Below are 24,430 nucleotides of genomic sequence, written 5' to 3'. Positions count from 1 at the left end.
GGGGTTCCTGCAGCGGGGTTCTGGGAGGTAGCCATAGTGCAAGCCATAACGGCGAATTTCCATTGGCCGTATGGAATTTTCATTGATTGCCCACCTATTTTTCACGGCCCTGCGTTCAGTCTGCGCCCCAGGTCGACACCCCTATAAGTCGGCCCAATGAAAGACTGAGCTTCGGAGCCTTCTGCACCATGAACAAACTTCCTCAGATCACCCTGGCGTTCTGGGTCATGAAAATCTGCGCAACCACCCTGGGCGAAACGGCCGGGGATTTGCTGTCGATGACCTTGAACGTCGGCTACGCCATCAGCTCGATGATCCTGATCAGCGTGTTTTTCGTCACCCTGGTGACGCAACTCTGGTCGAAAACCTACAACCCGGTGCTGTATTGGCTGGTGATCCTGTCCACCAGCACGGCCGGCACCACCATGTCTGACTTCATGGACCGCACGCTCGGCCTGGGATATGCCGCGGGGTCGATGATCCTGATCGTGATCCTGATGATCATCTTTGCGCTGTGGCGTTTGAGCGGCGACTCGCTGAACGTGAACAAGGTCCAGACGTTTCGCGGTGAGCTGTTTTACTGGATGGCGATTCTGTTCTCCAACACCTTGGGCACCGCGCTGGGCGACTTCCTGGCGGACGACTCGGGGCTCGGCTTTGCCGGGGGCGCCTTGCTGATCGGCGCGGCCATTGCGGCAGTGGTGGCACTCAAATACTTCACCCAACTGTCGTCGGTGCTGTTGTTCTGGGTGGCATTTGTGCTGACCCGGCCGTTCGGCGCGACCCTGGGCGACTTCCTTACCAAGCCCCACGAAAAGGGCGGGCTGGATTTCGGCACCATCGGTTCATCGGCGGTGTTGGCGGCAGTGCTGGTGGTGATGATTGCGGGGGCGTCGTATGCGCAGCGCCGGTATGGTCGTCAGCAGTCTGTAGAGCTGACCTGACGCTTTTTTGGAAACGCTAAAGAACTAAATGTGGGAGCGGGCTTGCTCGCGAATGCGGTCTATCAGTCACTGATGTATCGACTGACACTGCGCTTTCGCGAGCAAGCCCGCTCCCACATTTTTACCGCGTTAAACCTTTAGTCCGTGGTGATACGAGAGTGCTTGCGGGTGTCCTTCATGGTCACGTAGACCACCAGCGACACGGCAATACACGCCGTCACATACCAGTAGTAACCGGTTTCCATACCAATGCTCTTGAACCACAGCGCGATGTATTCAGCGGTGCCGCCGAAGATCGACACGGTCAGCGCATACGGCAGGCCCACGCCGAGGGCGCGAATTTCGGTCGGGAACAGTTCAGCTTTCACCACTGCGTTGATCGAGGTGTAGCCGCTGACGATGATCAGCGCCGCCATGATCAGGAAGAACGCGCCCCACCAGCTTTGGATGGTGTGCAGGGTGGTGAGGATCGGCACGGTGAACAGCGTGCCGAGGATGCCGAAGGCGATCAGGATCGGGCGCCGGCCGACTTTATCGGACAGCCCGCCGACCAAGGGTTGCAGGCACATGAACAGAAACAGCGTGGCGGCCGAAATGGTGGTGGAGTCGGAGATGCTCATGCCGACGGTGTTCACCAGGTATTTCTGCATGTAGGTGGTGTAGGTGTAGAACGCCAGGGTGCCGCCCATGGTCAGGCCGACCACGGTCAACACTTCCTTGGGGTGGCGCATCAAGGTGCGCATGGCGCTTTCCTTGGCTTTTTCCTTTTTGGTGAACGACTCGGTTTCTTCCATGCCGCGACGCAGAAACAGCGCGACCACTGCGCACAAGGCGCCGATGGCGAACGGGATGCGCCAGCCCCAGGCATACAACTGCTCGGTGGTCAGCACTTGCTGCAGCACGATCAGTACCGCCAGGGCGATGAGCTGGCCGGAGATCAGGGTTACGTATTGGAAGCTGGAGAAGAAACCGCGACGTTCCTTGGTCGCCATCTCACTCAGGTAGGTCGCCGAGGTGCCGTACTCGCCACCCACCGACAGGCCTTGCAGCAAACGCGCGAACACCAGCAGGATCGGCGCGCCGATGCCGATGGTGTCGTAACCCGGGGTCAGCGCGATCAGTAGCGAGCCGAAGCACATCAGCAAGACCGAGGCCATCAGCGCGGCCTTGCGGCCCTTGTAGTCGGCGTAGAGGCCCATCAGCCAGCCACCGATCGGGCGCATGATAAAGCCCACGGCGAAGATCGCGGCGGTGTTCATCAACTGGGCGGTGGAGGAGCCGGCGGGGAAGAAGGCTTTGGCGAAGTACAGCGAGAAGGCGGCGTAGACGTACCAGTCATACCACTCGACCATGTTGCCGACGGAGCCGCTGAAGATCGATTTGATCCGGCTGGACGTCGTGCGTTCTTTGGCCGGCACAGCCGCCGACCCCAAAGGCAAGGTGTTGGAGTTATCCATTGAAGGATCCTTCATCTAATTGTTTTTGTGGAGCGGCGCGAACGCTGCCTGGTTCGGCTATAGCAGAAGCTGTGCCAGGTAGATGAAGGCCCGGTTTAGAAGGGTTTCAGAATATTTTTGAGCGGAAAGTTGCTGATGGTTTGAGGGGGATGAGCGGAAATCCGCTTATGGCGGCGGCCCTCATCGCAGGCAAGCCAGCTCCCACATTTGAATGTGTTCACAAATCAAGATGTGGGAGCTGGCTTGCCTGCGATGGCGCCTGTGAAAACAACACAGAAAATGGCCTACAGGAAGGTATCCCGCACCAACCCATGCCGCTGCATCTTTTCATTAAAGGTGCGACGCGGCAGTTGCAACTCCGCCAGCACCGCCTTGATATCACCTTTGTGCCGAACCAGCGCCGCTTTCAGGCAATGCGCTTCAAATGCCTCCTGCTGCGCCGCCAGCGATTGCCCGGCCTCGATACCTTCCGGCTCAGGTTCACCCAGGCCCAGCACTTGGCGTTCGGCGACGTTGGCCAGTTCGCGCACATTGCCCGGCCAATCATGGCTGAGCAACCGCCCCAGCTGCGCACCGCTCAAGGGTTCGGCGCTGCGGCCCAGACGCTCGGCGGCGCTGTGGGCAAAGTGGTCGAACAGCAGCGGAATATCTTCGCGGCGCTCGCGCAGCGGTGGCAGGCGCAGTTGCGCGACGTTCAGGCGGTAGGCCAGGTCTTCGCGAAAACGCCCGGCGCGCGCCTCTTCTAGAAGGTCCGGCTTGGTCGCGGCGATAATGCGTAAATCCACGTGAATACTTTGGTTGGAACCCAGTCGCTCCAGCTTCTGCTCCTGCAACACGCGCAGCAGCTTTACCTGCTGGGCCAGCGGCATGCTTTCGATTTCATCCAGGAACAGCGTGCCGCCGTGGGCGTATTCCAACTTGCCGATGCGCTTGCCCTGGGCGCCGGTGAACGCGCCACTTTCGTGGCCAAACAATTCGGCTTCAAACAGCTGCTCGGGGATGGCGGCGCAGTTGAGCGCTACAAACGGCTTTTTCGCGCGCGGGCCGAAATCATGCAGGCAGCGCGCGACCAATTCCTTGCCGCTGCCAGTCTCGCCACGGATCAACACATTGACCGGCAAGCTCGCCAGGTCCAGCACCTGGCGGCGCAAATTCTGCAAGCTGCGGGACACGCCGAGCAGGCTCGACTCCAGCTGCGCTCGATGGTCGGCCTGTTGATGCAGGCGACGGTTCTCCAGGATCAGCCCGCGTTTGTCCAACGCGCGGCGCAGGCTATTGAGCAAGGCGTCCGGGCTGAAGGGTTTTTCCAGAAAATCGTAGGCACCGTCGCGCATGGCTTCCACCGCCATCGGCACATCGCCGTGGCCGGTGAGCAATATCACCGGCAGGTCGGCATCGCGGCGCCGTACTTCGGCCAACAACTCCAGGCCGCTGAGGCCGGGCATGCGCACGTCGCTCAAGATCACGCCGGGGAAATCCTTGGGCAGTTGCGCCAAACATTCCTCGGCGCGGCTGAACAGCTGCACGGCAAACCCCGACAGGCTCAACCATTGTTCGACAGCCGTGCGAATACTGGCTTCGTCATCGACCACAATCACTGCATTCAACATAGGTCGGGTTTCTCCAGCGCAATGGGCAAGGTCAGGGTAAACACGGCGCCGTCGCCACGGTTGCCGGCGAGCAGGCGCCCGCCCAATTCATGCACGATAGCGTAGGACACCGCCAGCCCAAGGCCGAGGCCGTCGCCCACGGGTTTGGTGGTAAAGAACGGGTCGAACACACTGTTCAAGTGTTCTTCGGCAATCCCGCCGCCGCTGTCGCTGACGGTCAGCCGCCACAATTGTTGGTCGGCGTGCAGGCGGATTTCCAGGCGTTTGCGCGGCTTGTCGGCCATCGCGTCGAGGGCGTTGCGCAGCAGGTTGATCAGCACCTGTTCCAGGCGGATCGCGTCGCCGCGTACCCAGGCGGGGCGCGTCAGGTCCAGCACCACGCCGATGGCTTCGTCGCGCAGGCGTGCATCGAGCAAGTGCAGGGATTGGTCGACCACGGTGGCCAAATCCAGCTTTTCACGCAGGCCGCTCGGGCTTTTGCGCGCGAAGGTCTTGAGGTGGCCGGTGAGTGCCGCCATGCGTGTGAGCATATCGTCCAGCGGCGTCAGTGCCTGATAGGCATCGTCCACGCGGCCATGGTCCAGCAGCAGGCGCAAGGTCGCCAACTGCATGCGTTGCGCGGTCAGCGGTTGATTGATTTCGTGGGCGAGGGCGGCGGACATCTGGCCCAATGCAGCCAACTTGGCCGATTGCACCAGACCATCCTGGGCCGTGCGCAGCGCCTGGGTGCGTTCCTCGACCAACTGCTCCAGCTCTTCGCGGCTGCGTTGGCGCAGGCGGGCCAGGCGCCAGCGCTGGGTCAGGAACAGCACCAGAAACACCAGGGCCAACCACGACCCGGCGGCGGCGAGGCCGGCGTTGCGTTGGTCTTCAAAGGCAAATTGGGGTTTGCGCAGCAGGTGCAGCGTCCAGCCTTCGGCCTTCAGCGGCAGCGATTCCCAGATGTAATTGGCATTGCCGTCGGGGCCATTGACGCGCATCAGGTGGCTGTTTTCGTCGAAGCGCTGCAGGGTGCTGGTTTCCAACGGCTGCAGTTGTTTTTTGTCGTACTGGCGGGTGGCCTTGAGCTCGGCGAGGTCACTGGCCGACAGCGGTCGCAGGTTGCGGTAACGCCAGCCTGGTTGATTGGCGATAAACACAATGCCGCGCGCGTCGCTGACCAGCAGCAGGTCATTGCCCTGGGCCCATTCGCGTTCGAGTTCAGGGAATTCCAGCTTCACGACCATGGCGCCGAGGAACTGGTCGTGCTCGTCGACCACTGCGCTGGAGAGGAAGTAACCTGGAATCCCGGTGGTTACGCCGACGGCATAAAAACGCCCGGTGCCCTGGCTCAAGGTCTGGCTGAAATAAGGGCGAAACGCATAGTTGTGTCCGACATAACTGCTCGGCAGGTTCCAGTTGCTGGCGGCCACGGCCAGGCCGGTGCTGTCCATCAGTTCGAGCGTGGAAGACTGTGCGGCGCCGTTGATGCGCTCCAACTTGCGGTTAAGCACGTCCTGAGTCGTGGCATCCACCGGTTTTTTCAACGCGCTGATCATCTCCGAATCCAGCGCCAACACGGCGGGCAGGGCGCGGTAGCGTTCGATCAGCGTGTGCAGGGAGTTGCCATAGAGCGTGAGCTGTTGATTGGCGCGAGCGGCGTCATCGACCAGGGCCTGGCGTTCGGCATGGCGAGTGGCCAAGGCCGCGGCCAGCACCGCACCAGCGATGATCAGCAGGGAGTAGAAGGTCAGGCGCAACGGGCGTGGGATCGCGATCATACGGTGATGAACAGGCACGGTAAGGGGCGAGCACCATAGCATGAGCGGCCTGGAACTTGTGGCGAGCACGCTTGTGTGGGAGCTGGCTCGCCTGCAATGGCATCAGCCCGGTGTGCCTGATGTACCGAGGTGTCTGCATCGCAGGCAAGCCAGCTCCCACATGACCGAGTTCGCCATAAAAAAAGGCGACTGGGCCGTGGGGCCGCAGTCGCCTTTTTACTTGCAGTGAGGTGCTTACTGCACTTCTACCGCCAGGCTTTCACTGATCTTTTTCTGCCAGATGGCAGGACCGGTGATGTGCACGGATTCGCCCTTGCTGTCGACAGCAACGGTGACCGGCATGTCTTTCACGTCGAACTCGTAGATCGCTTCCATACCCAGCTCGGCGAAGGCGACAACGCGGGACTTCTTGATGGCTTGCGCCACCAGGTAAGCGGCGCCGCCCACGGCCATCAGGTACACAGCCTTGTGGTCCTTGATCGCTTCGATCGCGGTCGGGCCACGCTCGGATTTGCCGATCATGCCCAGCAGGCCGGTTTGTTCGAGGATCTGACGGGTGAACTTGTCCATCCGCGTCGCGGTCGTCGGGCCGGCAGGGCCAACCACTTCTTCGCGCACCGGATCAACCGGGCCGACGTAGTAGATGAAGCGACCCTTGAGGTCCACCGGCAGGGTTTCACCCTTGTTCAGCATCTCGACCATGCGCTTGTGCGCAGCGTCGCGGCCGGTGAGCATCTTGCCGTTGAGCAACACGGTCTCGCCCGGCTTCCAGCTCTGCACTTCTTCCGGGGTCAAGGTGTCGAGGTTGACGCGACGGGCCGATGGGCCGGCTTCCCAGACGATTTCCGGGTAGGCGTCCAGCGGTGGCGCTTCCAGCGACGCCGGGCCGGAACCGTCGAGCACGAAGTGCGCGTGACGGGTGGCGGCGCAGTTGGGGATCATGCACACCGGCAGCGAGGCTGCGTGGGTCGGGTAGTCCATGATTTTCACGTCGAGCACGGTGGTCAGGCCACCCAGGCCCTGGGCGCCGATGCCCAGTTGGTTGACCTTCTCGAACAGCTCCAGGCGCATCTCTTCGATACGGTTCTGCGGGCCGCGCTTTTTCAGCTCGTGGATGTCGATGGATTCCATCAACACTTCCTTGGCCATGACTGCGGCCTTCTCGGCGGTGCCGCCGATGCCGATGCCGAGCATGCCCGGTGGGCACCAGCCGGCGCCCATGGTCGGAACGGTCTTGAGCACCCAGTCGACGATTGAGTCGGACGGGTTGAGCATGGCCATTTTCGACTTGTTCTCGGAACCGCCGCCCTTGGCCGCCACGTCCACTTCCACGGTATTACCCGGGACGATGGAGTAGTGGATCACGGCCGGGGTGTTGTCCTTGGTGTTTTTGCGCGCGCCGGCCGGGTCGGCGAGGATCGATGCACGCAGGACGTTTTCCGGCAGGTTGTAGGCGCGACGCACGCCCTCGTTGATCATGTCGTCCAGGCCCATGGTGGCGCCGTCCCAACGTACGTCCATGCCCACGCGCACGAACACGGTAACGATACCGGTGTCCTGGCAGATCGGGCGATGGCCGGTGGCGCACATGCGCGAGTTGATCAGGATCTGCGCGATGGAGTCACGGGCTGCTGGCGATTCTTCGCGCAGGTAGGCTTCGTGCATCGCCTGGATGAAGTCAACGGGGTGGTAGTAGGAAATGAATTGCAGGGCGTCGGCAACGCTCTGAATCAGGTCGTCTTGCTTGATCACGGTCATGAGTCGCGCTCCTCTATAAGACGGGAACATTCAATAAAGGTGGCTTCAGTGTTGCATCGGTCGGCTGAAGCCACCTTTCCAAGGCGCGTCGCCAAGAAGAGCAAGTATTGTTGGCGCGACGCTAAAAAGGCGCGGCAGTATAACCCGGCGCGGTGGCTGATACACCCGACTATGGTCAAACTCTGTAGGGCATGATTCCCTGTACGCAGCCCTTCTGATAGAGACCTTATATGCCTGAACTGCACGTCGGCGAACGCCATTGGTCGGTAGCCACCGGCAGCAACCTGCTGGACGCCCTGAATCTGGCGGGTGTGGCCGTGCCTTACAGTTGCCGGGCGGGCAGTTGCCATGCGTGCCTGGTGCGTTGCCAGGGGCAGGTCGAGGACAAGCAACCCGACGCCCTGACCCCCGCGCAGCGCCAGGACGGCTGGCGTCTGGCCTGCCAGTGCCAGGTCAGCGGGGATCTGCAGGTTGAGACGTTTGACCCGCTGCGTGACGGTTTGGCCGCCAAGGTGGTCGGCGCCGATTGGCTGACGGCGAACGTGCTGCGCCTGCGGCTGCAACCGGAGCGTGGATTGCGTTATCGGGCCGGGCAGCATCTGGTGCTGTGGGCGGGGCAGGTGGCGCGCCCCTATTCGTTGGCCAGTCTGCCCCAGGAAGATCCGTTCCTGGAGTTTCACCTCGATTGCCGTCTGCCCGGTGAGTTCAGCGATATTGCCCGGCAGTTGCAGGCAGGAGACAGCCTGCGATTGGGCGAATTGAGAGGAGGCGCGCTGCAATACGACCCCGACTGGCAATCGCGGCCACTCTGGCTGCTGGCCTCGGGCACTGGCCTTGGGCCTTTGTGGGGCGTGCTGCGTGAGGCCCTGCGTCAGGATCATCAGGGCGCCATCCGCGTGATTCACCTGGCCCATGATGCCGACGCCCACTACTTGTCCGAGCCCCTGGCGCAGCTGGCTGCGCAGCATCCCAACCTGAGCGTGGAGCTGTGGACGGCGGCGGAGTTGACCCAGGCATTGGCGCAACTACGGCTTGTTTCGCGGCAAACTCTGGCCTTACTCTGCGGGCACCCTGCCAGCGTCGAGGCGTTTTCCAAGCGCTTGTTCCTGGCGGGACTGCCGCGTAATCAACTGCTGGCCGATGTGTTCCTGCCCCGTGGTTGAGCGCTGAATTCGACAGCCGCGAGATCCGCCATGACCGACGCCATTCTTCAACAACGCGAACGCGGGCTGCTGATTCTGCAGCTCAATCGGCCCAACAAGAAAAACGCCCTGACCCGGACCATGTACACCCAATTGGCCGAAGCGTTGGAGCAGGCCGATGCGGATGCCGCTGTTCGTGCCGTGCTGATTCAAGGCAGCAGTGAGTGTTTTACCGCCGGTAATGACATCGGCGACTTTCTCGAACAGCCGCCCAGCGACCTCGACAGCCCACCGTTTCACTTTATGAAAAGCCTGCTCAACTGCCGCAAGCCGGTGATCGCCGCTGTCGCCGGCGCGGCGGTGGGCATTGGTACGACCCTGTTGCTGCATTGCGACCTGGTGTATATCAGCCGCGATGCGCGTTTGCGCATGCCGTTTGTCAACTTGGGGCTGTGCCCCGAGTTTGGCTCCAGCTTGATCCTGCCGCGTCTGCTCGGGCATGCCAAGGCGGCTGAGCTGTTGCTGCTGGGCGAAGGGTTTACCGGTGAGCAAGCGGCGGCGTGGGGCATTGCCACCGAGGCGTTGGGCAGTGGTGAGGCGGCATTGGCCAAGGCGCGGGAAGTGGCTGAACGCTTTGAAACGCTGGCGCCGGGGGCGGTGCAGGTGAGCAAGCAACTGATGAAGAGTGTTGATCGCGACCAGTTGCGGCAGGTGATTGAGGAAGAGGGGGCGTTGTTTACCCAGCGTTTGAGGTCGCCGGAGGCGATTGCGGCGTTGTCGGGTTTTATCGCCCGGCGCTGATGACGCCATCGCGGGCAAGCCCGGCTCCCACAGTCGACCGCAATCCCCTGTGGGAGCTGGCTTGCCTGCGATGAGGCCCCAAACTCAACACACCCGTCAGCTTGAAATGCAAAAAGCCCCGCCATTCACATGGCGGGGCTTTTGTTTTTCAGCCTGTCACTCAGACCATTGGGTCGCCAACGTGCAGGATCTTCATGCCGTTGGTGCCGCCGATGGTGTGGTAGCTATCGCCCTTGGTCAGGATGACCCAGTCGCCTTTCTCCACCACGCCGCGCTTGATCAGCTCGTCGATGGCAGCTTGGCTGACTTCATGCGGCGGCAACGAAGCCGGATCGAACGGTACGGTGTACACGCCACGGAACATGGCCGCGCGGGCCTGGGTTTCGCGGTGCGGGGAGAACGCGTAGATCGGCACCGAGGAACGGATACGCGACATGATCAACGGCGTGTAGCCACTTTCGGTCAAGGCGATGATCGCTTTAACGCCCGGGAAGTGGTTCGCGGTGTACATCGCAGCCAGGGCGATGCTCTGGTCGCAGCTTTCGAACTCTTTGCCAATGCGGTGGCTGGAGGTCTTGCTGGTCGGGTGCTTTTCAGCGCCGAGGCAGATACGCGCCATGGCTTGCACCGCTTCCAATGGGTACGGGCCGGCAGCACTTTCAGCCGAGAGCATCACGGCGTCGGTGTAGTCGAGCACGGCGTTGGCCACGTCAGACACTTCAGCACGGGTCGGCATTGGGTTCTGGATCATCGACTCCATCATCTGGGTCGCCACGATCACCGCTTTGTTGTGGCGGCGTGCGTGCAGGATGATCTTCTTCTGGATGCCGATCAGCTCGGCGTCACCGATTTCCACGCCCAGGTCGCCACGGGCAACCATCACAGCGTCGGAAGCCTTGATCAGGCCGTCGAGGGTTTCGTCATCGGCGACGGCTTCGGCGCGTTCGATCTTCGCTACCAGCCAGGCGGTGCCGCCAGCTTCGTCGCGCAGTTTACGCGCGTATTCCATGTCGGCAGCGTCGCGCGGGAAGGACACGGCGAGGTAGTCCACTTCCATTTCGGCGGCGAGAATGATGTCGGCCTTGTCTTTTTCAGTCAGGGCCGGCGCCGTCAGGCCACCACCGCGGCGGTTGATGCCTTTGTGGTCGGACAGCGGGCCGCCGATGATCACGGTGCAGTGCAGCTCGGTCGGGGTCGCAGTGTCGACGCGCATTACAACGCGGCCGTCGTCCAGCAGCAGTTCGTCACCGACGCCGCAGTCTTTCACCAGGTCCGGGTAGTCAATACCCACGATTTCCTGGTTGCCGTCGGTCAGCGGGTGGCTGGTGGAGAAGGTGAACTTGTCACCGATCTTCAGTTCGATCCGCTTGTTGGCGAATTTGGCGATACGGATTTTCGGGCCTTGCAGGTCACCCAGCAGTGCCACGAAACGGCCGTGCTTGGCGGCCAGGTCACGCACCAGCTTGGCGCGAGCCTTGTGCTCGTCCGGGGTGCCGTGGGAGAAGTTCAGACGGGCAACGTCCAAACCAGCCAGAATCAGCTGTTCGAGGACTTCCGGCGAGTTGCTGGCCGGGCCAAGGGTGGCGACGATTTTGGTGCGACGGACGGACATGCACAGACTCCTGAGTTCAAGCGCTGGAGAAGGCTACTATGCTCTTTCGTTGTAGTCATTGTTCGTTTGCACTACTTATCGACGATTGGCTTGTTTTTGCAGCGGTTGAATCGACGAACATCCTTGAAGATTTTCGACGAGGGGTCGATACACTGCTCAAGACAGGAGAACCCCCATGCGAATTTTGCTCGTTGCTGCCCTGGCCGTCAGTGTTGTCGGCTGTACCCGCTGGTCGATGGACCACCATTTGAACAATGCTTACCGCGCCTATGGGGTGGGTGATTGCGAGCGCGTCACCCTGGAATTGTCCCAGGTCGACCGTGAGAGCCGTACCCGTCGTTACGTACAACCGGAGGTCTCGATGTTGCGCGGACAATGCCTGGAACGGCAGAAGTTGTTCGTGGACGCCGTACAAACCTATCAATTCATCATCAGTCAGTACCCGACGAGTGAATACGCTTTTCGTGCGCGTGCGCGGCTGGACACCCTGCAGCAATTGGGCCATTACCCTGGCGCCAGCGTAGCGCAGCCACGGCCAGCGTCTTTGTAAGGATATTTGTCATGCTGTAGCTGGCCCGACGCCAGTCTTGGGCTATTCTTTGATTGTTCGTTTGTACAAGTTTCTATTCAAACGAATGCGAGGCCCGGATTCGGCAGCTGTTTTAGTGACCATAACGCTTTACGTTGTCACACCGAGATCCAGGGAGAGCGAGCCATCGGCTCGTTCCGAATCACTGGCACGGCCAAAACATGGCCATTGGATGGCGATCTCACATGGTTACCCACCGAAGGATCGAGCGGCACCAGTTACATTGCTACTTGCAGGTGTTCAATCGTCTTACCGACAAGCCTATCGGCTTTCTTGGCAATGTTTCCGAGAACGGGCTGATGTTGATCAGCCAATTGCCCATGATGGTCGATGTGGACTTCGAGTTGCGCCTGAAAGTGCCTGGGCCGGACGGCGAACTCCAGGCCATTGACCTTACCGCGACCTGCTTGTGGAGCCATGAGGACATCAATCCTCAGTATTATGACTCCGGGTTCAGCGTGATTGATGCGTGTGAAGAGTACGGGCAACTGATCACCGCCTTGTTGAATTACTTCAGTTTTGATCCCTTGCAGGCATCCGCCTAGGCACTGTGTGTTGTCGGCCCGGTTCGGTTGTGGTTGCCCGAACCTGGTCGTACACTCGCGCTCAAAATACGCCAGCTTTCTTCCAGCCCAGATAACGCGTCACCAGTGCGGCACCCAGCGCCGAAGGTGAGGTGTCCACTACGGACAACCCATGCGCGCTCAGCCGGTCGTGGAGTTCGTTACGCGTATTGAGGTAGTCCACCGTGCCGCTATAAGCCAGTGCCTCGGGCAAGGTCTGCACGGGGGCCTGGCGCAGTTGATCAAGCACCTCCTCGCGCAGGCTGGCCACCAATACACGATGCTGTCGGCTGATGCGCTTCACCGCTGTCAGCAGTGCTTCATCGTCCTCATCGCGCAGGTTGGTGACCACGATTACCAGCGCCCGGCGTTTCTGCCGAGCCAGCAGTTGGCTGGCGGCGGCCTGGTAGTCCGCGCTGCGCCGGGTGGTATCCAGGTCGTACACCGCATTAAGCAGCAGGTTCAACTGGCCGCTACCCTTGACCGGCGCCAGGTAGCGTGGCTGGTCACCGGCAAAGGTGCACAGACCCACGGCATCACCCTGGCGCAGTGCGACATAGCTGAGCAGCAGGCATGCGTTAAGCGCGTGGTCGAAGTGCGATAACTCGTCATCCTGGCTGCGCATGCGTCGGCCGCAATCAAGCATGAACACAATTTGCTGGTCGCGCTCATCCTGGTATTCGCGGGCGATGGGCGTGCGTTGGCGGGCGGTGGCCTTCCAATCTATCTGGCGCAGGCTGTCGCCTTCGCGAAATTCACGCAGTTGATGGAATTCCAGCCCTAACCCCCGGCGCTGACGTTGTTGCACACCGAGTTGGCTCAGCCAGTTATCCACACCCAGCAGCTGCGCGCCGTACAGCCGGGCGAAGTCCGGGTAGACGCGGGTTGTATCGTTAACTTCAATAAAACGTCGTGCTGACCAGAGCCCAAAGGGGCTGGGCAGGTGAATTTCACAACGGCTGAAACGGAAGTGCCCACGCCGCAGGGGGCGTAGCCGATAACCCAACTCACTGCGTTCACCGGGGCGCAGTTCGATGGACTGAGGCAGGTTTTCCATGCTCAGGCCGTCCGGGACGTGATCGAACACCTGCACCGTCAGTGGCTGCGGGTAGTTGTGGGTGAGTATCAGGCGAACGTCACCCCAGCGTCCGAGCGCCAGGCTGCCGGGCATTTGCCGTTGCACTTGCACAGGAGGGCGCCGACGCAAGCGTGCAGCATCCAGCAGGGTCAGCAGCAACAGCGCCAGCAGCAGGCCCCAGGCGACCGAATGCAGGGTGTCGGGCACCTTGAACTGCAATGCTGCGGCAACGCCGAGCAAGGTGTTCAGGCCCAGTAGCGCACCGAGCCAGGCCAGCAGCAGTCGGGTCGGCTTCATGGGCACGTCACTGCCGCGGCGCTGCAATCTGGTCCAGCAACTGCTTGAGCACCTGGTCGACCTCAAGGCCGTCGATGTCCAACTCCGGTGCAATGCGCACCCGGTGACGCAATACCGCCAGCGCACAGCCCTTGATGTCGTCCGGGATGACAAATTCACCCCCGCGTAACAAGGCTCTGGCGCGGGCACCGCGAACCAGTGCGATGGACGCCCGAGGGCCGGCGCCGATAGCCAGCCCAGGCCAGGTGCGTGTGGCCCGCGCCAGGCGCACGGCGTAGTCGAGCACCTGTTCATCCAACGGCAGTTCACTGGCAATCTGCTGCAATCGCAGTACGTCCTCGGCTTGCAGCACGGTGCGCAGCGGTTGCACATCGAGCATGTCCGCCCTGGATGAGCGGGTCACCTCGCGCACCATCTCCAGCTCCTGCTGTGCATCGGGGTAGTCCATGCGTACTTTGAGCATGAACCGGTCCAGCTCGGCCTCGGGCAGAGGGTAAGTGCCTTCCTGCTCGATGGGGTTTTGCGTCGCCAGCACCATGAACGGCTGGCCGATAGGCAGCGCCTCGCCCTCGAGGGTGACCTGGCGTTCCTGCATGGCTTCGAGCAGGGCGGCCTGAGTCTTGGCCGGGGCGCGGTTGATTTCGTCGGCCAGCAACAAATGCGTGAACAGCGGCCCCTTGCGCAGTTTGAACTGTTCGGTATGCAGGTCGTAGACGGCATGCCCGGTGACATCGCTGGGCATCAGGTCCGGCGTGAACTGGATACGCGCGAAATCGCCCCCGAAACACCGGGCCAAGGCGCGTACCAGCAGCGTCTTGCCCAGGCCCGGTACGCCTTCGAGCAGGACGTGGCCGCCGGCGATCAGAGCGGTGAGTACGTCGTCAATCACCTGGTCCTGGCCGATCACTGCCTTACGCAGTTCAACGCGCAGGGCTTGCGCCTGCCCACTGGCGTGTTGAAGGGTTTCGCTGGTCGGAGCCGTGGCTGCTGGAAAATCGCTCATAGGGCATTCCTGAGAGTTTGCAGGCAAGCCACCTGACGGCAGAAATCGGCGCTGCTGAGCCGTTTTGCCGGGAGTGGGCCGAGGGCCTGACTAATGACGTGGAAGGGTTGGCGCGTCAGGCGTTCGAGCACCTGCCACTGTTCAGCGGTTTCGAGGTGTTCAAAGCCTGGGTGACGCCGTCTTGCAGCGCGTTGGACGTCACGCTGCAAGGCTTGCAGGAGTGGGCCTTGGCCACTGCGGCGCAGCAGGAAGTCGGCGCTGGCCTTCAAGTGTTCCTGCAACTGCCGGCGAGCCTTGGGCGCCGGCGCCTGGATAGGGCCTTGGCGCATGCCGGCCTGCCACAGTGCCAGGGCAATCAGCGCAACAAATGCCACCAGGGCCTGGGGGAAATAGCGCAGCAACAGGGTCAGTAAATTGTCTACGTCACTGTTGAACAGCAAGGTCACGTCAGTGCCTTGGTTGAGATACCACAGCAGCCAGGCGTTGTCGTGTTTGCCGATGGCCGGGGTTTTCCACAGGTCACTGTCGGTCACAACCGTCACGGTGCCGTTGCCGAAGTCGAGTTGCATCAGGTGGCTGGCCTTGGCGCTATTCGCGGAAAACTGTGCGACGTGTTTGGGGTCGGTAAGGTTGAAGGCGGTATCGAAGCTGAAATAGGCCGGGGCCGTTTCATTGTCGACGTAGAGCTTGGTCAGATCCGGAGCCGCTTTCTTTTTGCGCGGGGAGGCCGGCTCGTCAGGGACGTCACTCATCAGTTGGTGGATGTTCAAACGGTCAAGCAGCAGGTCGCCGCTCTTGCCTGTTTCTTCATCCCATAACGCTTCGGCAACCACCAGCAGGTGCCCACCCGACTTGGTCCAGCCCAACAGTTGATCCACTTGGCGCGGGGTCATGTTGCTGCGTTCGCCCAGGATCAGCAGGCTATTGCCTTTGGCCGGGAGTTGGGTGAGTCGTTCAAGGTTGTTGGCATGCTCAACGGCCAAACCTTGCTCACGTAGAAAATGCTCGGCGGCCAGATAGGGGTTCTGCCGGGCCTGGGGCGAAGGGCCGCGATCCACCACTTCGTCATAAGGGATTGCCTTGTGCCAGGCATAAAGGGCTCCGGCTCCCAGCAGGCAGGCCAGCAGTACTCCGATCCAGCCTAATGGGCGGTTCATTGGGCGGCCCCCGAACTGAACAACGCGCGCCAATCGGTGCAGAGTTTCTGCTGGACTGAGGCTGGAGGCAGGTGGTGACCGTAGGCGAGGTTCTGCCAGTGACGGGTCAATTCTGCACTGAACGCCAGCAGCTGCGGTTGATGCAGCTGGTGAATGCGCTCCAGCACCTGGCCTTCGGTATCGGCGCTTTTCAGTGGCAGGCTGTAGTCATGCAGCAATCGACTGAGCAGGCCTCGATACAGAAGGCCAAGGGCTTCCCGTGGCTGAGTGAGCCACAGTTGCTCGGCGGTACTGGCGATGTCTTCCGGCAACGTCTCGACACCCAGTTCCAGGCCGAACAACTGCGCAGGGGCTGGCTTGGTGAGTTTAGGGCTGGCCTGCGGGCGCCAGCCGACAAAGGCGCGCAGCCAGTCTCGGTAGCGCCAGAGCAGCAGGGCCAAGAGACCGATCACCAGGCTCCAAAGGATAACTTCCAAGCCCTGGCCGACATGTTTGAAGGTGTTGCTGTTGAGGCTGTCCAGCAGCGACTCAAGCCAGGCTGGTAATTTGCCGTCACCGTGCGTTTTGTTTTTAGTCGCAGGCTTTTCATCACCAAAACGATAACGCGTGACGGTTTCCGGGTTTTTGAACGGGGGCTGCTCCAGCACGGTCTTGATCGATTGGGCGGCAGCCTGAGTACTGAGTGGCGTGCGTGCGTTTGAGTCGCCAGCCATGGCCGGCGGGCTCGACGGTAGCAGCAACAGCCCGACAACCAGCAGTAGCAGCGGCGCGACACTGCTCAGGCGTTGGCGCAGTCGACGGAATACCAGCTCCAGGTCCCAGGCTTCCAGCACGGTGCGACGATTGAGGTACAGGCTGAAACCGCAGGCAATATAGATCGGCTCCCAGAACACCAGGATCAGGGCGTAGAAGGCATTGGTCAGGTGTTCCAGCCACAGCCAGTTCGATCCCGTGCCAAGCGCCAGGCGTTGCCAGTCCCAATCCAGCTCAACCTGATCCGGTATAAACAGATAAAACATCGCCATGCAGCCAAACCACAGGCCGATTTCCAGGTGTACGCCGATGATGGTCAGCCAGCGCGCGGCACCGGCGTTGCGTTGCAGCAGTACCCCCAGACGTTGCTGGCGTGCCTGGCCACCGAGGCCTTCGAGTTGGCTGACCGGCAACACGAAACTGCGACTCAGGCTGAGTCGTCGCCAGGTCAGGCTGACCAGCAACTGGTTTTTCAGCAGTCGTGGCCAATGGCGTACGGCGTCTTTGAGACGCGGCGTTTCTCCAAACAGGGCCTTGGACAGGATGTACAGCGGCAAGCGATCGAAAGCCGGCTTGAGCCACCAGAACACGAACATCGCCATGGACGGGTGTTCCCAAAGCAAGACGGTGAGCAAGGCAAACACCGGCAGGCTCACCAGCGCCCAGCTGCTCATCAACAGCAGGCGATGTTCCCGGGCCATTAATACGCCAAGGTCCATGGCTTCCCAGGCGGTACGCGGGCGAATCACCACGCTGGCGTCACTCAGGCGCATGGCGGGTCCGTCCAGCAAGGGTCAGGTAGGTGACGACCATGAGCCAAAGCGCAGCGCCGACGAGGTATTTGACCCAGGGGGCGATCGATGTGGTGGAAGACCAGTACGCTTCAATAAAGGCCGCAATCAGCAGGAACACCATGACGCCACAGAGCATCTGCACGCTTTTGCGTGCCGCCAGGCGCAGGGATTCGCTGCGAGCCAGCGGCCCCGGAGCGATCAGCGCCCAACCCAGTTGCAAGCCCGCCGCGCCGGCTAAGGCGATGGCGCTCAGCTCGAATGCACCGTGGCCGATGACAAATGACCAGAAGGTCTGGCCATAGCCAATTTCGGTCAGGTGGCCGGAGACAGCTCCAATGATCAAGCCGTTGAAAATCAGAAAGAACACGCTGCCCAGGCCAAATAGCAGGCCGGCGGCGAAGGTCTGGAAGGCAATGCCGATGTTGTGCATCACGTAGTAGCCAAACATCATCCAGTCTTCGCTGGAGGCGCGCTCGGCAGCGCGGCCCAGGCGGCTGGCGTCCGGGTCGTACATGCTTTGCATTTCGGCGACCTGCTGGGGGCTGACGATGCTGTAGATCAGGTCGGGAAACATGTAAACCAGCAGGGCTATGCCCGCCAGGCTGCCAAAGAACAGCAGGCTGGCGATCAGGACGAAGCGCCACTGTTCACGCACCAGCCGCGGGAAGCCGGCCAGAATGAAGGCCAATACATTCGCGCCCAGCTGGCTGCGGTGACGGTACAACTGTTGATGGCCACGCAGGGCAAGTTGCTGCAGCGGATCTACCAGGTAACTGCTGTAGCCGCGCTCTTGGGCGAGGGCCAGGTGCTGGCATAAACGTCGATAGTGATGGGGAAAATCAGCCACGTCACTCGGCTTGGCTTTACCCTGCTCCAACTGCTTGAGTTGCTCGGTGAAGGCTTCCCATTGGGCCTGGTGACGGCTTTCGAACTGGCTCTGTTTCATGTCGGCCCCAACAAGCCACGGGCCACACCATTGAGCTGTTCCACGGCCCGCGCCGGCGACACTTGCAGGGGCGTGGCGAGGATTGAGGCCAGTTCATGCACCCGTTCGCTCGACAGCTCAGCCTGGCGTTCGGCGAAGCCGAGGATGGCGCGTTGCTCGCTCAGGTCCAGGGCAAAGGGCAGTCGCAGGGCGCCAGCTTGAGGAATCTGAGGGCGCAGCAGTGGCTGTTCACGGTAGACCACCAGCGTGCCGGCGGCCAAGTCGCCGAGGCGCTTGAAATGAGGATGTTGCAGACAACTGATGGCGCCGAGGAAGTAACCGAAGGGCAGCATATCGACGAAGCGCAGCAGGTTGCGGATCAGTGATGCGGACCAGCCGACAGGTGTGCCGTCGTCCTGCACCACCCGCAGGCCCATGACTTGTTTGCCAGGGGAGCAGCCCTGATTGAGCACCTCGAACAGGACCATGTACCACCAACTGACCAGGAACAGCAGCAATGAGCCCAGGCCGATGCCGATATTGCCCAGCAGGGCCAAAGGCACGAGCAGGATACCCATGATCAGCCCACGCACGCCCAGGTCGAAAGCAAAGGCCAGGACGCGTGGCAGAAGACCTGCCGGGCGCAGGGGCAGATCAATACCCTCTGGGGTCTCGATCTGATAGCGGGTATCCAACGGGGGTGATGGCATTGCGATCCTTGGCAGTGCGAGGCGGTTCAGAGACACGGATGCTAGCAGTGTCGACGGTGGAAGCAACCCTTCCAGATTTTACTGGATGTTTGTACAGGTCATCTATCGCTGGCCCAGGACGCCTCGCAGCGCCTAGACTTTGACGGTCTTCAGTACAGGAACAGCCCGTGACCTCCATTTTCTGGTACGACTATGAAACCACCGGCATTAACCCGCGCAGCGATCGCCCGCTGCAGGTCGCCGGTATTCGTACCGATCTCGAACTCAACGAGGTCGGCCCGCCGATCAATCTTTATTGTCAGCCCAGCGACGATATCCTGCCTCACCCGGCCGCTTGCGCGATTACCGGTATCACCCCCGGTGTTCTGGCGGAAAAGGGGTTGGCCGAAGCCGACTTCATGACCCGCGTGCACGCCGAGCTGGCCGCGCCAGGCACCTGTGGCGCCGGCTACAACACCCTGCGTTTTGACGATGAAATGACGCGCTACAGCCTGTACCGCAACTTTTTTGACCCCTACGCCCGTGAATGGCAGGGCGGCAACAGTCGCTGGGATTTGATCGATGTCGTGCGCACAGCCTATGCGCTGCGCCCCGAAGGTATCGTCTGGCCGGAGCAGGACGGGCGCGTCACCCTTAAACTTGAGCGCTTGACCGAGGCCAATGGGATTGATCATGGCCAGGCTCACGATGCCTTGTCGGACGTGCGAGCCACCATTGCACTGGCCCGTTTGGTCCGGGAGAAACAGCCGAAGCTGTACGACTGGCTGTTTCAGTTGCGCAGTAAGCAGCGGGTGATGGATCAGATACGCCTGCTGCAACCCATGGTGCATATTTCCGGGCGTTTTTCCGCCGAGCGTCATTACTTGGGCGTGGTGCTGCCTCTGGCTTGGCACCCGCGCAACCGTAATGCGCTTATTGTCTGTGACCTGGGGCTCGACCCGCAGGGGTTGCTGGACCTGGACGCCGCTACCTTGCGCGAACGTCTCTACACGCGGCGCGATGATCTGGCGGAGGGTGAACTGCCGGTTCCGCTCAAGTTGGTGCATATCAACCGCTGCCCGGTGGTTGCCCCTTTGAATGTGCTGCGGGCACAGGATGCCGAGCGCCTGCAGTTGGATATGGCGGCGTGCCAGGCGCGGGCGCTGCGACTAACTGACGCACAGGAAGTTTGGCGCGATAAGTTGGCGGCCATTTACGCCGAGGAAGATTTTGCGCCGAGTGCAGATCCTGAGCAGCAGCTCTATGACGGTTTTATAGGTGATCGCGACCGTCGTTTATGCGAACAAGTCCGGTTGGCTGAACCGGCACATCTAGCGCAGCAGCAGTGGCCTTTTGATGATCATCGATTGCCTGAACTGTTATTTCGCTACCGCGCACGCAACTTTCCTGACACCTTGAACAGCGAGGAGCAACAGCGCTGGAAACTTTTTTGCCAGCAACGTTTGTCGAATCCGGAGTGGGGCGCGCCCAATACCCTTTTGGCATTTAAACAGGCGCGTGAGGAGTTGGCCCTTAGTGCTACATCGTTTCAGTGCCAGGTGCTTGATCAATGGCAGGAGTATGCCGATTCATTAGCGGCTCGCCTGGCGCTGTAGTCAGGCAATTGCAGAATTATCGGAAATAAAAAACGCCAGCAAGCTGGCGTTTTTAATGTGCTGCATATCAGGCAAGTGCCTGACCAGGCTTAGCCCAGCAGGGTAGCCCAGCCTTCAACGACGTCGCCGCCCCACTTGGCTTTCCACTCTTTCAGGGTTTTGTGGTTGCCACCTTTGGTTTCAATCACTTCGCCATTGTGCGGGTTCTTGTATTGCTTGACCTTGCGAGCACGCTTGGTGCCGGTAGTTTTTACAGCGCCACGCGGTGCTTTAACTTTCGACTCTGGATCCAGCAGCGCGATGATGTCACGCAGGGATTTGGAGTATTCACCCATCAGGGTGCGCAGTTTACCTTCGAATTCCAGCTCGGTTTGCAGCTTGTCGTCTTGGGACAGGTTCTTCAAACGGGCTTGCAGCTCTTTGATAGCTTCTTCGGTGGCACGGTATTCGTTGATCAGAGACATGTGGACTACCTTATGTAGAGCGCTGATTGACAGGGGAAGTGGGCTAATAATAGTCAGGCAATTACCTCAAGTAAACATTTAAGGACGTATTTATGTGAATTACGTTGAATGTTTGTAGCGAGGCTACGCAATCGAGTTAATTAGTAGGTGCCAAGCGTAAAGATAATCTCGGTTATTTTCCGATAACTGCCCGTGCTCGACGTTGTACAGACATATAGCGGTAGTAAAACCTTACGCTATTAAGGGCTGTAGCCAGGGCGCGCGGGCAGAATAAGGCGCAAGGAATACTGCAGTTTTTCTGCGTAATCGCTAGAATGGCGGCCTTTGCGAAGTTCTGGAGTTCCCCCCTAATGCGCACTTTTCGGCTGGTGATTGCTTGCCCGGACCGGGTTGGCATCGTTGCCAAAGTCAGTAACTTTCTGGCCTCCCACAACGGCTGGATCACCGAGGCGAGCCATCACTCGGATGATCTCAGCGGTTGGTTTTTCATGCGTCACGAAATTCGTGCCGACACGCTGCCCTTTGGTCTTGAAGCCTTCCGTGAGGCGTTTGCGCCGATCGCCGAAGAGTTTTCGATGACCTGGCACATCACCGACACCGAGCAGAAAAAGCGCGTCGTGCTGATGGCCAGCCGTGAGTCTCACTGTTTGGCCGACCTGCTGCACCGCTGGCACAGCGATGAGCTGGACTGTGAGATCGCCTGCGTGATTTCCAACCATGACGACCTGCGCAGCATGGTCGAATGGCATGGCATTCCGTACTACCACGTGCCGGTCAATCCGCAGGACAAGGAACCGGCATTTGCCGAAGTCTCCCGCCTGGTCAAGCAGCATGAGGCGGATGTTGTGGTGCTGGCGCGCTACATGCAGATTCTGCCGCCGGAACTGTGCCGCGAATACGCCGGCAAGGTCATCAACATTCACCACAGCTTCCTGCCGTCGTTTGTGGGGGCCAAGCCTTACCACCAAGCCTCGCTGCGTGGCGTGAAGTTGATTGGCGCCACTTGCCACTACGTTACCGAAGAACTGGACGCCGGTCCGATCATCGAGCAGGACGTGGTGCGTGTCAGCCACAGCGACAGCATCGAAGACATGGTGCGTTTCGGCCGTGACGTCGAGAAGATGGTGCTGGCCCGTGGGCTGCGTTATCACCTGGAAGACCGCGTGCTGGTGCATGGCAACAAAACCGTGGTGTTCTGATAATCGCGTTTTGAACGATTGAAGAATAAAGGGCCTGGGCGTTAAATCGTCCCAGGCCCTTTTTCTTTGCCTGCCATTGAGGATTGATCGATGAGCGATCCACTCGACAAAGCCACCTCCAAAGCCCCGGCGACGCTGGGGGAGGGGTGTTTGAGCCGATTTGACCCGGATGACCTGGACGCTGAGGACGGTACCGAGTTTCCCGGTGCCGCCGAGCTGTGGGAGCGTGAGCACGGTAAACCCGAGCCCTCGCAAGACTAGTCTGCCCGCCGTCGTATCAGCCGGCGGGCACGCAGGTCAGATGCGGAAACTGCCCACCAGTTGCTTCAAGCGTGCCGCCTGTTGTTCCAGGTCGGTGCAGGCGCGCAGGGTTGAGTGCAGGTTTTCCACGCCTTCCTGGTTGAGGGTGTTGATCTCGGTAATGTCCATATTGATCGACTCCACCACCGAGGTTTGTTCCTCGGTGGCCGTGGCGACCGACTGGTTCATGCCGTCGATCTCGCCAATGCGCTGGGTCACGCTGTTCAAGCGCTCTCCGGCCAGGTTAGCGATTTCCACGCTGTCCTGGCTGTGACGCTGGCTTTCACTCATGGTGCTGACCGACTCCCGGGCGCCGACTTGCAGTTCTTCAATCATCTTCTGCACTTGTTGCGCCGACTCTTGAGTGCGATGGGCCAGGTTGCGCACCTCATCGGCCACCACCGCAAACCCGCGCCCGGCTTCCCCGGCACGCGCCGCTTCGATCGCGGCGTTAAGTGCCAGCAGGTTGGTTTGTTGCGAGATGCTGGTGATCACTTCCAGAATTTGCCCGATGTTCACGGTCTTGCTGTTAAGCGCTTCTATATTGCTGCTCGACGCGCTGATCATCGCCGACAGTTGAGTCATCGCCTTGATATTGCGATCAACCACCTGTTGGCCGTCCTCGGCCAGGTGCCGCGCATCGCTGGCCTGGTTGGAGGCTTGTGCGGCATTGCGTGCGATTTCCTGGGCAGCGGCACCCAACTCGTTGATGGCGGCGGCGACGCTGTTGGTACGGTTGGCCTGCTCGTCGGAATTGACCATCGACGAATTGGACGCGCTGACCACGCGCAAGGCGACTTCGTTGACCTGCTCAGTGGCCGAGGACACTTCCCTAATCGACGTATGAATTCGCTCCACGAAGCGATTGAAGGCGTTACCCAAGCTGCCGAATTCGTCGTTGTTCTGAATGGTCAGGCGGCGGGTCAAGTCGCCCTCGCCATCGGCGATGTCTTGCATGGCGCGGGTCATCACGTGCAAGGGTTGCAGCAGCACGCGGATCAACATGCCCAGCAGCGCAATGATGATCACCACGGCAATGAGCGTGGCGATCACCGCCGAGGTGCGGAATTCGCTGAGCATGGCGAAGGATTTGTCTTTATCTACTGAAATACCCAGGTACCAGTTCACCGAAGGCAAGCCCTTGATCGGCGTGAAGGTCACGATGTTGTCCTTGCCGTTGGCCTGGACTTCGCTGAAGTCCGCGCTGATCTTCGGCGTGTTTTTCGGGTACACGTCAGCCAGGGTCTTCATCACCAGGTTTTTGTCCGGGTGCACCAGCACTTTGCCGTCAGCACTGACCAGGAACGCATAGCCCATGCCGCCGAAATTCAACGCGCCGATGTTATCCACCAGGGTTTGCAGGCTCAGGTCGCCGCCCACCACGCCGACGCTCTGGCCAGCCTTGGTGGTGCTCGGGGTGGCCACGGAAATAATCAACTGGCCGGTAGCGGCGTCAATGTAGGGTTCGGTCAGGGTCGAACCGTTGCTGCTTTGGGCGCCCTTGTACCAGGGGCGAACGCGCGGGTCGAAGCCGTCCGGCATCTTGGTGTCGGGGCGGATGGTGAAGGCGCCTTTGCTGTCGCCGACGTAGGTGGCCATGAACGCGGAGGTCAGGGCTTTCTGCTCAAGCAGGCCGGCAACCACACTGGGTTCGGGATTGATGGCGATGTTTTGTGCGGCGTTTTCCACCAGGGCAATGCGCCCGTTGAGCCAGGTTTGGATATTGCTGGCCGTGACGTCGCCCATTTCATGCAGGTAGTTATTGAGGTCGTCGCGAATCGCGTTGCGTTGCAGGTAGTCGTTATAGAGGGTAAACAGCGCGAAGGCGGCGATGACGATAAGGGAGGCTGCAAGCAGGATTTTGTGGCTGAAGCGCAGGTTTTTATTCATGGCTTGTAGGGTCCGCTAAGGTCTTAATA

At 60.5% G+C, this 24,430-nt stretch carries 21 protein-coding genes; 8 read left to right on the top strand and 13 right to left on the bottom strand.

Going from position 1 to position 24,430, the window contains the following annotated elements:
* Nucleotides 1-188 precede the first annotated feature (188 nt).
* Entirely contained in the window at nucleotides 189-944 is a 756-nt protein-coding gene (locus tag L8I05_RS18790; protein WP_242170899.1) for a hypothetical protein, read from the top strand.
* A 137-nt stretch (nucleotides 945-1,081) separates the two neighbouring features.
* Here L8I05_RS18790 and L8I05_RS18785 read toward each other — a convergent pair whose 3' ends face one another.
* From L8I05_RS18785 to L8I05_RS18770, 4 genes are all read right to left on the bottom strand, one after another.
* Nucleotides 1,082-2,401, bottom strand: a complete 1,320-nt coding sequence (locus tag L8I05_RS18785) for an MFS transporter (RefSeq protein WP_159959531.1) — start codon at nucleotides 2,399-2,401, stop codon at nucleotides 1,082-1,084.
* A 284-nt stretch (nucleotides 2,402-2,685) separates the two neighbouring features.
* On the bottom strand, nucleotides 2,686-4,011 hold the full coding sequence (locus tag L8I05_RS18780; RefSeq protein WP_177017034.1) for a sigma-54 dependent transcriptional regulator: 1,326 nt from the start codon (nucleotides 4,009-4,011) through the stop codon (nucleotides 2,686-2,688).
* On the bottom strand, nucleotides 4,005-5,771 hold the full coding sequence (locus tag L8I05_RS18775; protein ID WP_242170898.1) for an ATP-binding protein: 1,767 nt from the start codon (nucleotides 5,769-5,771) through the stop codon (nucleotides 4,005-4,007). Before L8I05_RS18775 ends, L8I05_RS18780 begins: the two co-directional genes overlap by 7 nt.
* 234 nt (nucleotides 5,772-6,005) lie before the next feature.
* A complete protein-coding gene (locus tag L8I05_RS18770; protein WP_010208051.1) occupies nucleotides 6,006-7,529 on the bottom strand; it encodes a fumarate hydratase in 1,524 nt (507 codons plus the stop codon).
* Nucleotides 7,530-7,759: 230 nt separating this feature from the next.
* Between L8I05_RS18770 and L8I05_RS18765 the strand changes: the two genes are divergently transcribed.
* Complete coding sequence (locus L8I05_RS18765) at nucleotides 7,760-8,692, top strand: iron-sulfur-binding ferredoxin reductase (protein ID WP_242170896.1); 933 nt, start codon at nucleotides 7,760-7,762, stop codon at nucleotides 8,690-8,692.
* A gap of 30 nt (nucleotides 8,693-8,722) precedes the next feature.
* The gene (locus tag L8I05_RS18760) at nucleotides 8,723-9,472 is read left to right on the top strand and encodes an enoyl-CoA hydratase-related protein (protein WP_242170892.1); all 750 of its coding nucleotides are present in this window, start codon (nucleotides 8,723-8,725) and stop codon (nucleotides 9,470-9,472) included.
* Nucleotides 9,473-9,632: 160 nt separating this feature from the next.
* Here the strand turns inward: L8I05_RS18760 and pyk are convergent, their stop codons facing one another.
* Nucleotides 9,633-11,084: a pyruvate kinase gene (gene pyk / locus L8I05_RS18755; protein WP_242170890.1), complete on the bottom strand. Its 1,452-nt coding sequence runs from the start codon at nucleotides 11,082-11,084 to the stop codon at nucleotides 9,633-9,635.
* Between the two features lie 175 nt (nucleotides 11,085-11,259).
* Here pyk and L8I05_RS18750 point away from each other — a divergent pair, with 175 nt between their 5' ends.
* A complete protein-coding gene (locus tag L8I05_RS18750) occupies nucleotides 11,260-11,634 on the top strand; it encodes a tetratricopeptide repeat protein (protein ID WP_159959517.1) in 375 nt (124 codons plus the stop codon).
* 224 nt (nucleotides 11,635-11,858) lie between these two features.
* The gene (locus L8I05_RS18745) at nucleotides 11,859-12,218 is read left to right on the top strand and encodes a PilZ domain-containing protein (RefSeq protein ID WP_242170888.1); all 360 of its coding nucleotides are present in this window, start codon (nucleotides 11,859-11,861) and stop codon (nucleotides 12,216-12,218) included.
* A 61-nt stretch (nucleotides 12,219-12,279) separates the two neighbouring features.
* Here L8I05_RS18745 and L8I05_RS18740 read toward each other — a convergent pair whose 3' ends face one another.
* The 6 genes from L8I05_RS18740 to L8I05_RS18715 are packed head-to-tail and all read right to left on the bottom strand — an operon-like array spanning nucleotide 12,280 to nucleotide 18,953.
* Entirely contained in the window at nucleotides 12,280-13,611 is a 1,332-nt protein-coding gene (locus L8I05_RS18740; RefSeq protein WP_242170886.1) for a DUF58 domain-containing protein, read from the bottom strand.
* A gap of 7 nt (nucleotides 13,612-13,618) precedes the next feature.
* Nucleotides 13,619-14,614 (bottom strand): MoxR family ATPase, encoded by a 996-nt coding sequence (locus L8I05_RS18735; protein ID WP_242170884.1) that lies wholly within the window; start codon nucleotides 14,612-14,614, stop codon nucleotides 13,619-13,621.
* Nucleotides 14,611-15,771 carry a DUF4350 domain-containing protein gene (locus L8I05_RS18730; RefSeq protein ID WP_242170882.1) on the bottom strand — a complete coding sequence of 387 codons (1,161 nt, stop codon included), beginning with the start codon at nucleotides 15,769-15,771 and terminating at the stop codon, nucleotides 14,611-14,613. Before L8I05_RS18730 ends, L8I05_RS18735 begins: the two co-directional genes overlap by 4 nt.
* Entirely contained in the window at nucleotides 15,768-17,297 is a 1,530-nt protein-coding gene (locus tag L8I05_RS18725) for a DUF4129 domain-containing protein (RefSeq protein WP_242170880.1), read from the bottom strand. The genes L8I05_RS18730 and L8I05_RS18725 overlap by 4 nt, the downstream gene beginning before the upstream one ends.
* Complete coding sequence (locus L8I05_RS18720) at nucleotides 17,284-18,264, bottom strand: stage II sporulation protein M (protein WP_242170878.1); 981 nt, start codon at nucleotides 18,262-18,264, stop codon at nucleotides 17,284-17,286. The genes L8I05_RS18725 and L8I05_RS18720 overlap by 14 nt, the downstream gene beginning before the upstream one ends.
* Nucleotides 18,261-18,953 (bottom strand): RDD family protein, encoded by a 693-nt coding sequence (locus L8I05_RS18715; RefSeq protein WP_159959503.1) that lies wholly within the window; start codon nucleotides 18,951-18,953, stop codon nucleotides 18,261-18,263. The genes L8I05_RS18720 and L8I05_RS18715 overlap by 4 nt, the downstream gene beginning before the upstream one ends.
* 167 nt (nucleotides 18,954-19,120) lie before the next feature.
* Between L8I05_RS18715 and sbcB the strand changes: the two genes are divergently transcribed.
* Nucleotides 19,121-20,548, top strand: a complete 1,428-nt coding sequence (gene sbcB / locus L8I05_RS18710; RefSeq protein ID WP_242170875.1) for an exodeoxyribonuclease I — start codon at nucleotides 19,121-19,123, stop codon at nucleotides 20,546-20,548.
* 89 nt (nucleotides 20,549-20,637) lie between these two features.
* Here sbcB and mvaT read toward each other — a convergent pair whose 3' ends face one another.
* Nucleotides 20,638-21,012, bottom strand: a complete 375-nt coding sequence (gene mvaT, locus L8I05_RS18705; protein WP_005790963.1) for a histone-like nucleoid-structuring protein MvaT — start codon at nucleotides 21,010-21,012, stop codon at nucleotides 20,638-20,640.
* 350 nt (nucleotides 21,013-21,362) lie between these two features.
* Between mvaT and purU the strand changes: the two genes are divergently transcribed.
* Together purU and L8I05_RS18695 are read left to right on the top strand one after the other, a co-directional pair.
* Nucleotides 21,363-22,211: a formyltetrahydrofolate deformylase gene (gene purU / locus L8I05_RS18700; protein WP_005790961.1), complete on the top strand. Its 849-nt coding sequence runs from the start codon at nucleotides 21,363-21,365 to the stop codon at nucleotides 22,209-22,211.
* Between the two features lie 90 nt (nucleotides 22,212-22,301).
* Nucleotides 22,302-22,472, top strand: a complete 171-nt coding sequence (locus L8I05_RS18695; RefSeq protein ID WP_174245647.1) for a hypothetical protein — start codon at nucleotides 22,302-22,304, stop codon at nucleotides 22,470-22,472.
* A 36-nt stretch (nucleotides 22,473-22,508) separates the two neighbouring features.
* On the opposite strand, the gene L8I05_RS18690 is transcribed toward L8I05_RS18695, so the two are convergent.
* Nucleotides 22,509-24,401 (bottom strand): methyl-accepting chemotaxis protein, encoded by a 1,893-nt coding sequence (locus L8I05_RS18690; RefSeq protein WP_242170873.1) that lies wholly within the window; start codon nucleotides 24,399-24,401, stop codon nucleotides 22,509-22,511.
* Between the last annotated feature and the right edge of the window lie 29 nt (nucleotides 24,402-24,430).

The organism is Pseudomonas sp. MONT-RG-20F-20-E-7-02 (assembly GCF_022662395.1).
In the GTDB taxonomy this organism is placed as follows: domain Bacteria; phylum Pseudomonadota; class Gammaproteobacteria; order Pseudomonadales; family Pseudomonadaceae; genus Aquipseudomonas.
Note: the sequence above shows the minus strand (reverse complement) of the source record. Positions and strands in the feature narration are given on the sequence as shown.

Excerpts from the sequence above, each read along its gene's own strand:
- L8I05_RS18790 (WP_242170899.1), top strand. The coding sequence starts at position 189 with ATGAACAAACTTCCTCAGATCACCCTGGCGTTCTGGGTCATGAAAATC.
- L8I05_RS18760 (WP_242170892.1), top strand. The coding sequence starts at position 8,723 with ATGACCGACGCCATTCTTCAACAACGCGAACGCGGGCTGCTGATTCTG.
- L8I05_RS18770 (WP_010208051.1), bottom strand. The coding sequence starts at position 7,529 with ATGACCGTGATCAAGCAAGACGACCTGATTCAGAGCGTTGCCGACGCC.
- L8I05_RS18775 (WP_242170898.1), bottom strand. The coding sequence starts at position 5,771 with ATGATCGCGATCCCACGCCCGTTGCGCCTGACCTTCTACTCCCTGCTG.
- mvaT (WP_005790963.1), bottom strand. The coding sequence starts at position 21,012 with ATGTCTCTGATCAACGAATACCGTGCCACCGAAGAAGCTATCAAAGAG.
- L8I05_RS18695 (WP_174245647.1), top strand. The coding sequence starts at position 22,302 with ATGAGCGATCCACTCGACAAAGCCACCTCCAAAGCCCCGGCGACGCTG.
- L8I05_RS18765 (WP_242170896.1), top strand. The coding sequence starts at position 7,760 with ATGCCTGAACTGCACGTCGGCGAACGCCATTGGTCGGTAGCCACCGGC.
- L8I05_RS18740 (WP_242170886.1), bottom strand. The coding sequence starts at position 13,611 with ATGAAGCCGACCCGACTGCTGCTGGCCTGGCTCGGTGCGCTACTGGGC.
- L8I05_RS18720 (WP_242170878.1), bottom strand. The coding sequence starts at position 18,264 with ATGAAACAGAGCCAGTTCGAAAGCCGTCACCAGGCCCAATGGGAAGCC.
- L8I05_RS18785 (WP_159959531.1), bottom strand. The coding sequence starts at position 2,401 with ATGGATAACTCCAACACCTTGCCTTTGGGGTCGGCGGCTGTGCCGGCC.
- pyk (WP_242170890.1), bottom strand. The coding sequence starts at position 11,084 with ATGTCCGTCCGTCGCACCAAAATCGTCGCCACCCTTGGCCCGGCCAGC.
- L8I05_RS18780 (WP_177017034.1), bottom strand. The coding sequence starts at position 4,011 with ATGTTGAATGCAGTGATTGTGGTCGATGACGAAGCCAGTATTCGCACG.
- L8I05_RS18735 (WP_242170884.1), bottom strand. The coding sequence starts at position 14,614 with ATGAGCGATTTTCCAGCAGCCACGGCTCCGACCAGCGAAACCCTTCAA.
- L8I05_RS18750 (WP_159959517.1), top strand. The coding sequence starts at position 11,260 with ATGCGAATTTTGCTCGTTGCTGCCCTGGCCGTCAGTGTTGTCGGCTGT.
- L8I05_RS18725 (WP_242170880.1), bottom strand. The coding sequence starts at position 17,297 with ATGCGCCTGAGTGACGCCAGCGTGGTGATTCGCCCGCGTACCGCCTGG.
- L8I05_RS18690 (WP_242170873.1), bottom strand. The coding sequence starts at position 24,401 with ATGAATAAAAACCTGCGCTTCAGCCACAAAATCCTGCTTGCAGCCTCC.
- L8I05_RS18730 (WP_242170882.1), bottom strand. The coding sequence starts at position 15,771 with ATGAACCGCCCATTAGGCTGGATCGGAGTACTGCTGGCCTGCCTGCTG.
- L8I05_RS18745 (WP_242170888.1), top strand. The coding sequence starts at position 11,859 with ATGGTTACCCACCGAAGGATCGAGCGGCACCAGTTACATTGCTACTTG.
- L8I05_RS18715 (WP_159959503.1), bottom strand. The coding sequence starts at position 18,953 with ATGCCATCACCCCCGTTGGATACCCGCTATCAGATCGAGACCCCAGAG.
- purU (WP_005790961.1), top strand. The coding sequence starts at position 21,363 with ATGCGCACTTTTCGGCTGGTGATTGCTTGCCCGGACCGGGTTGGCATC.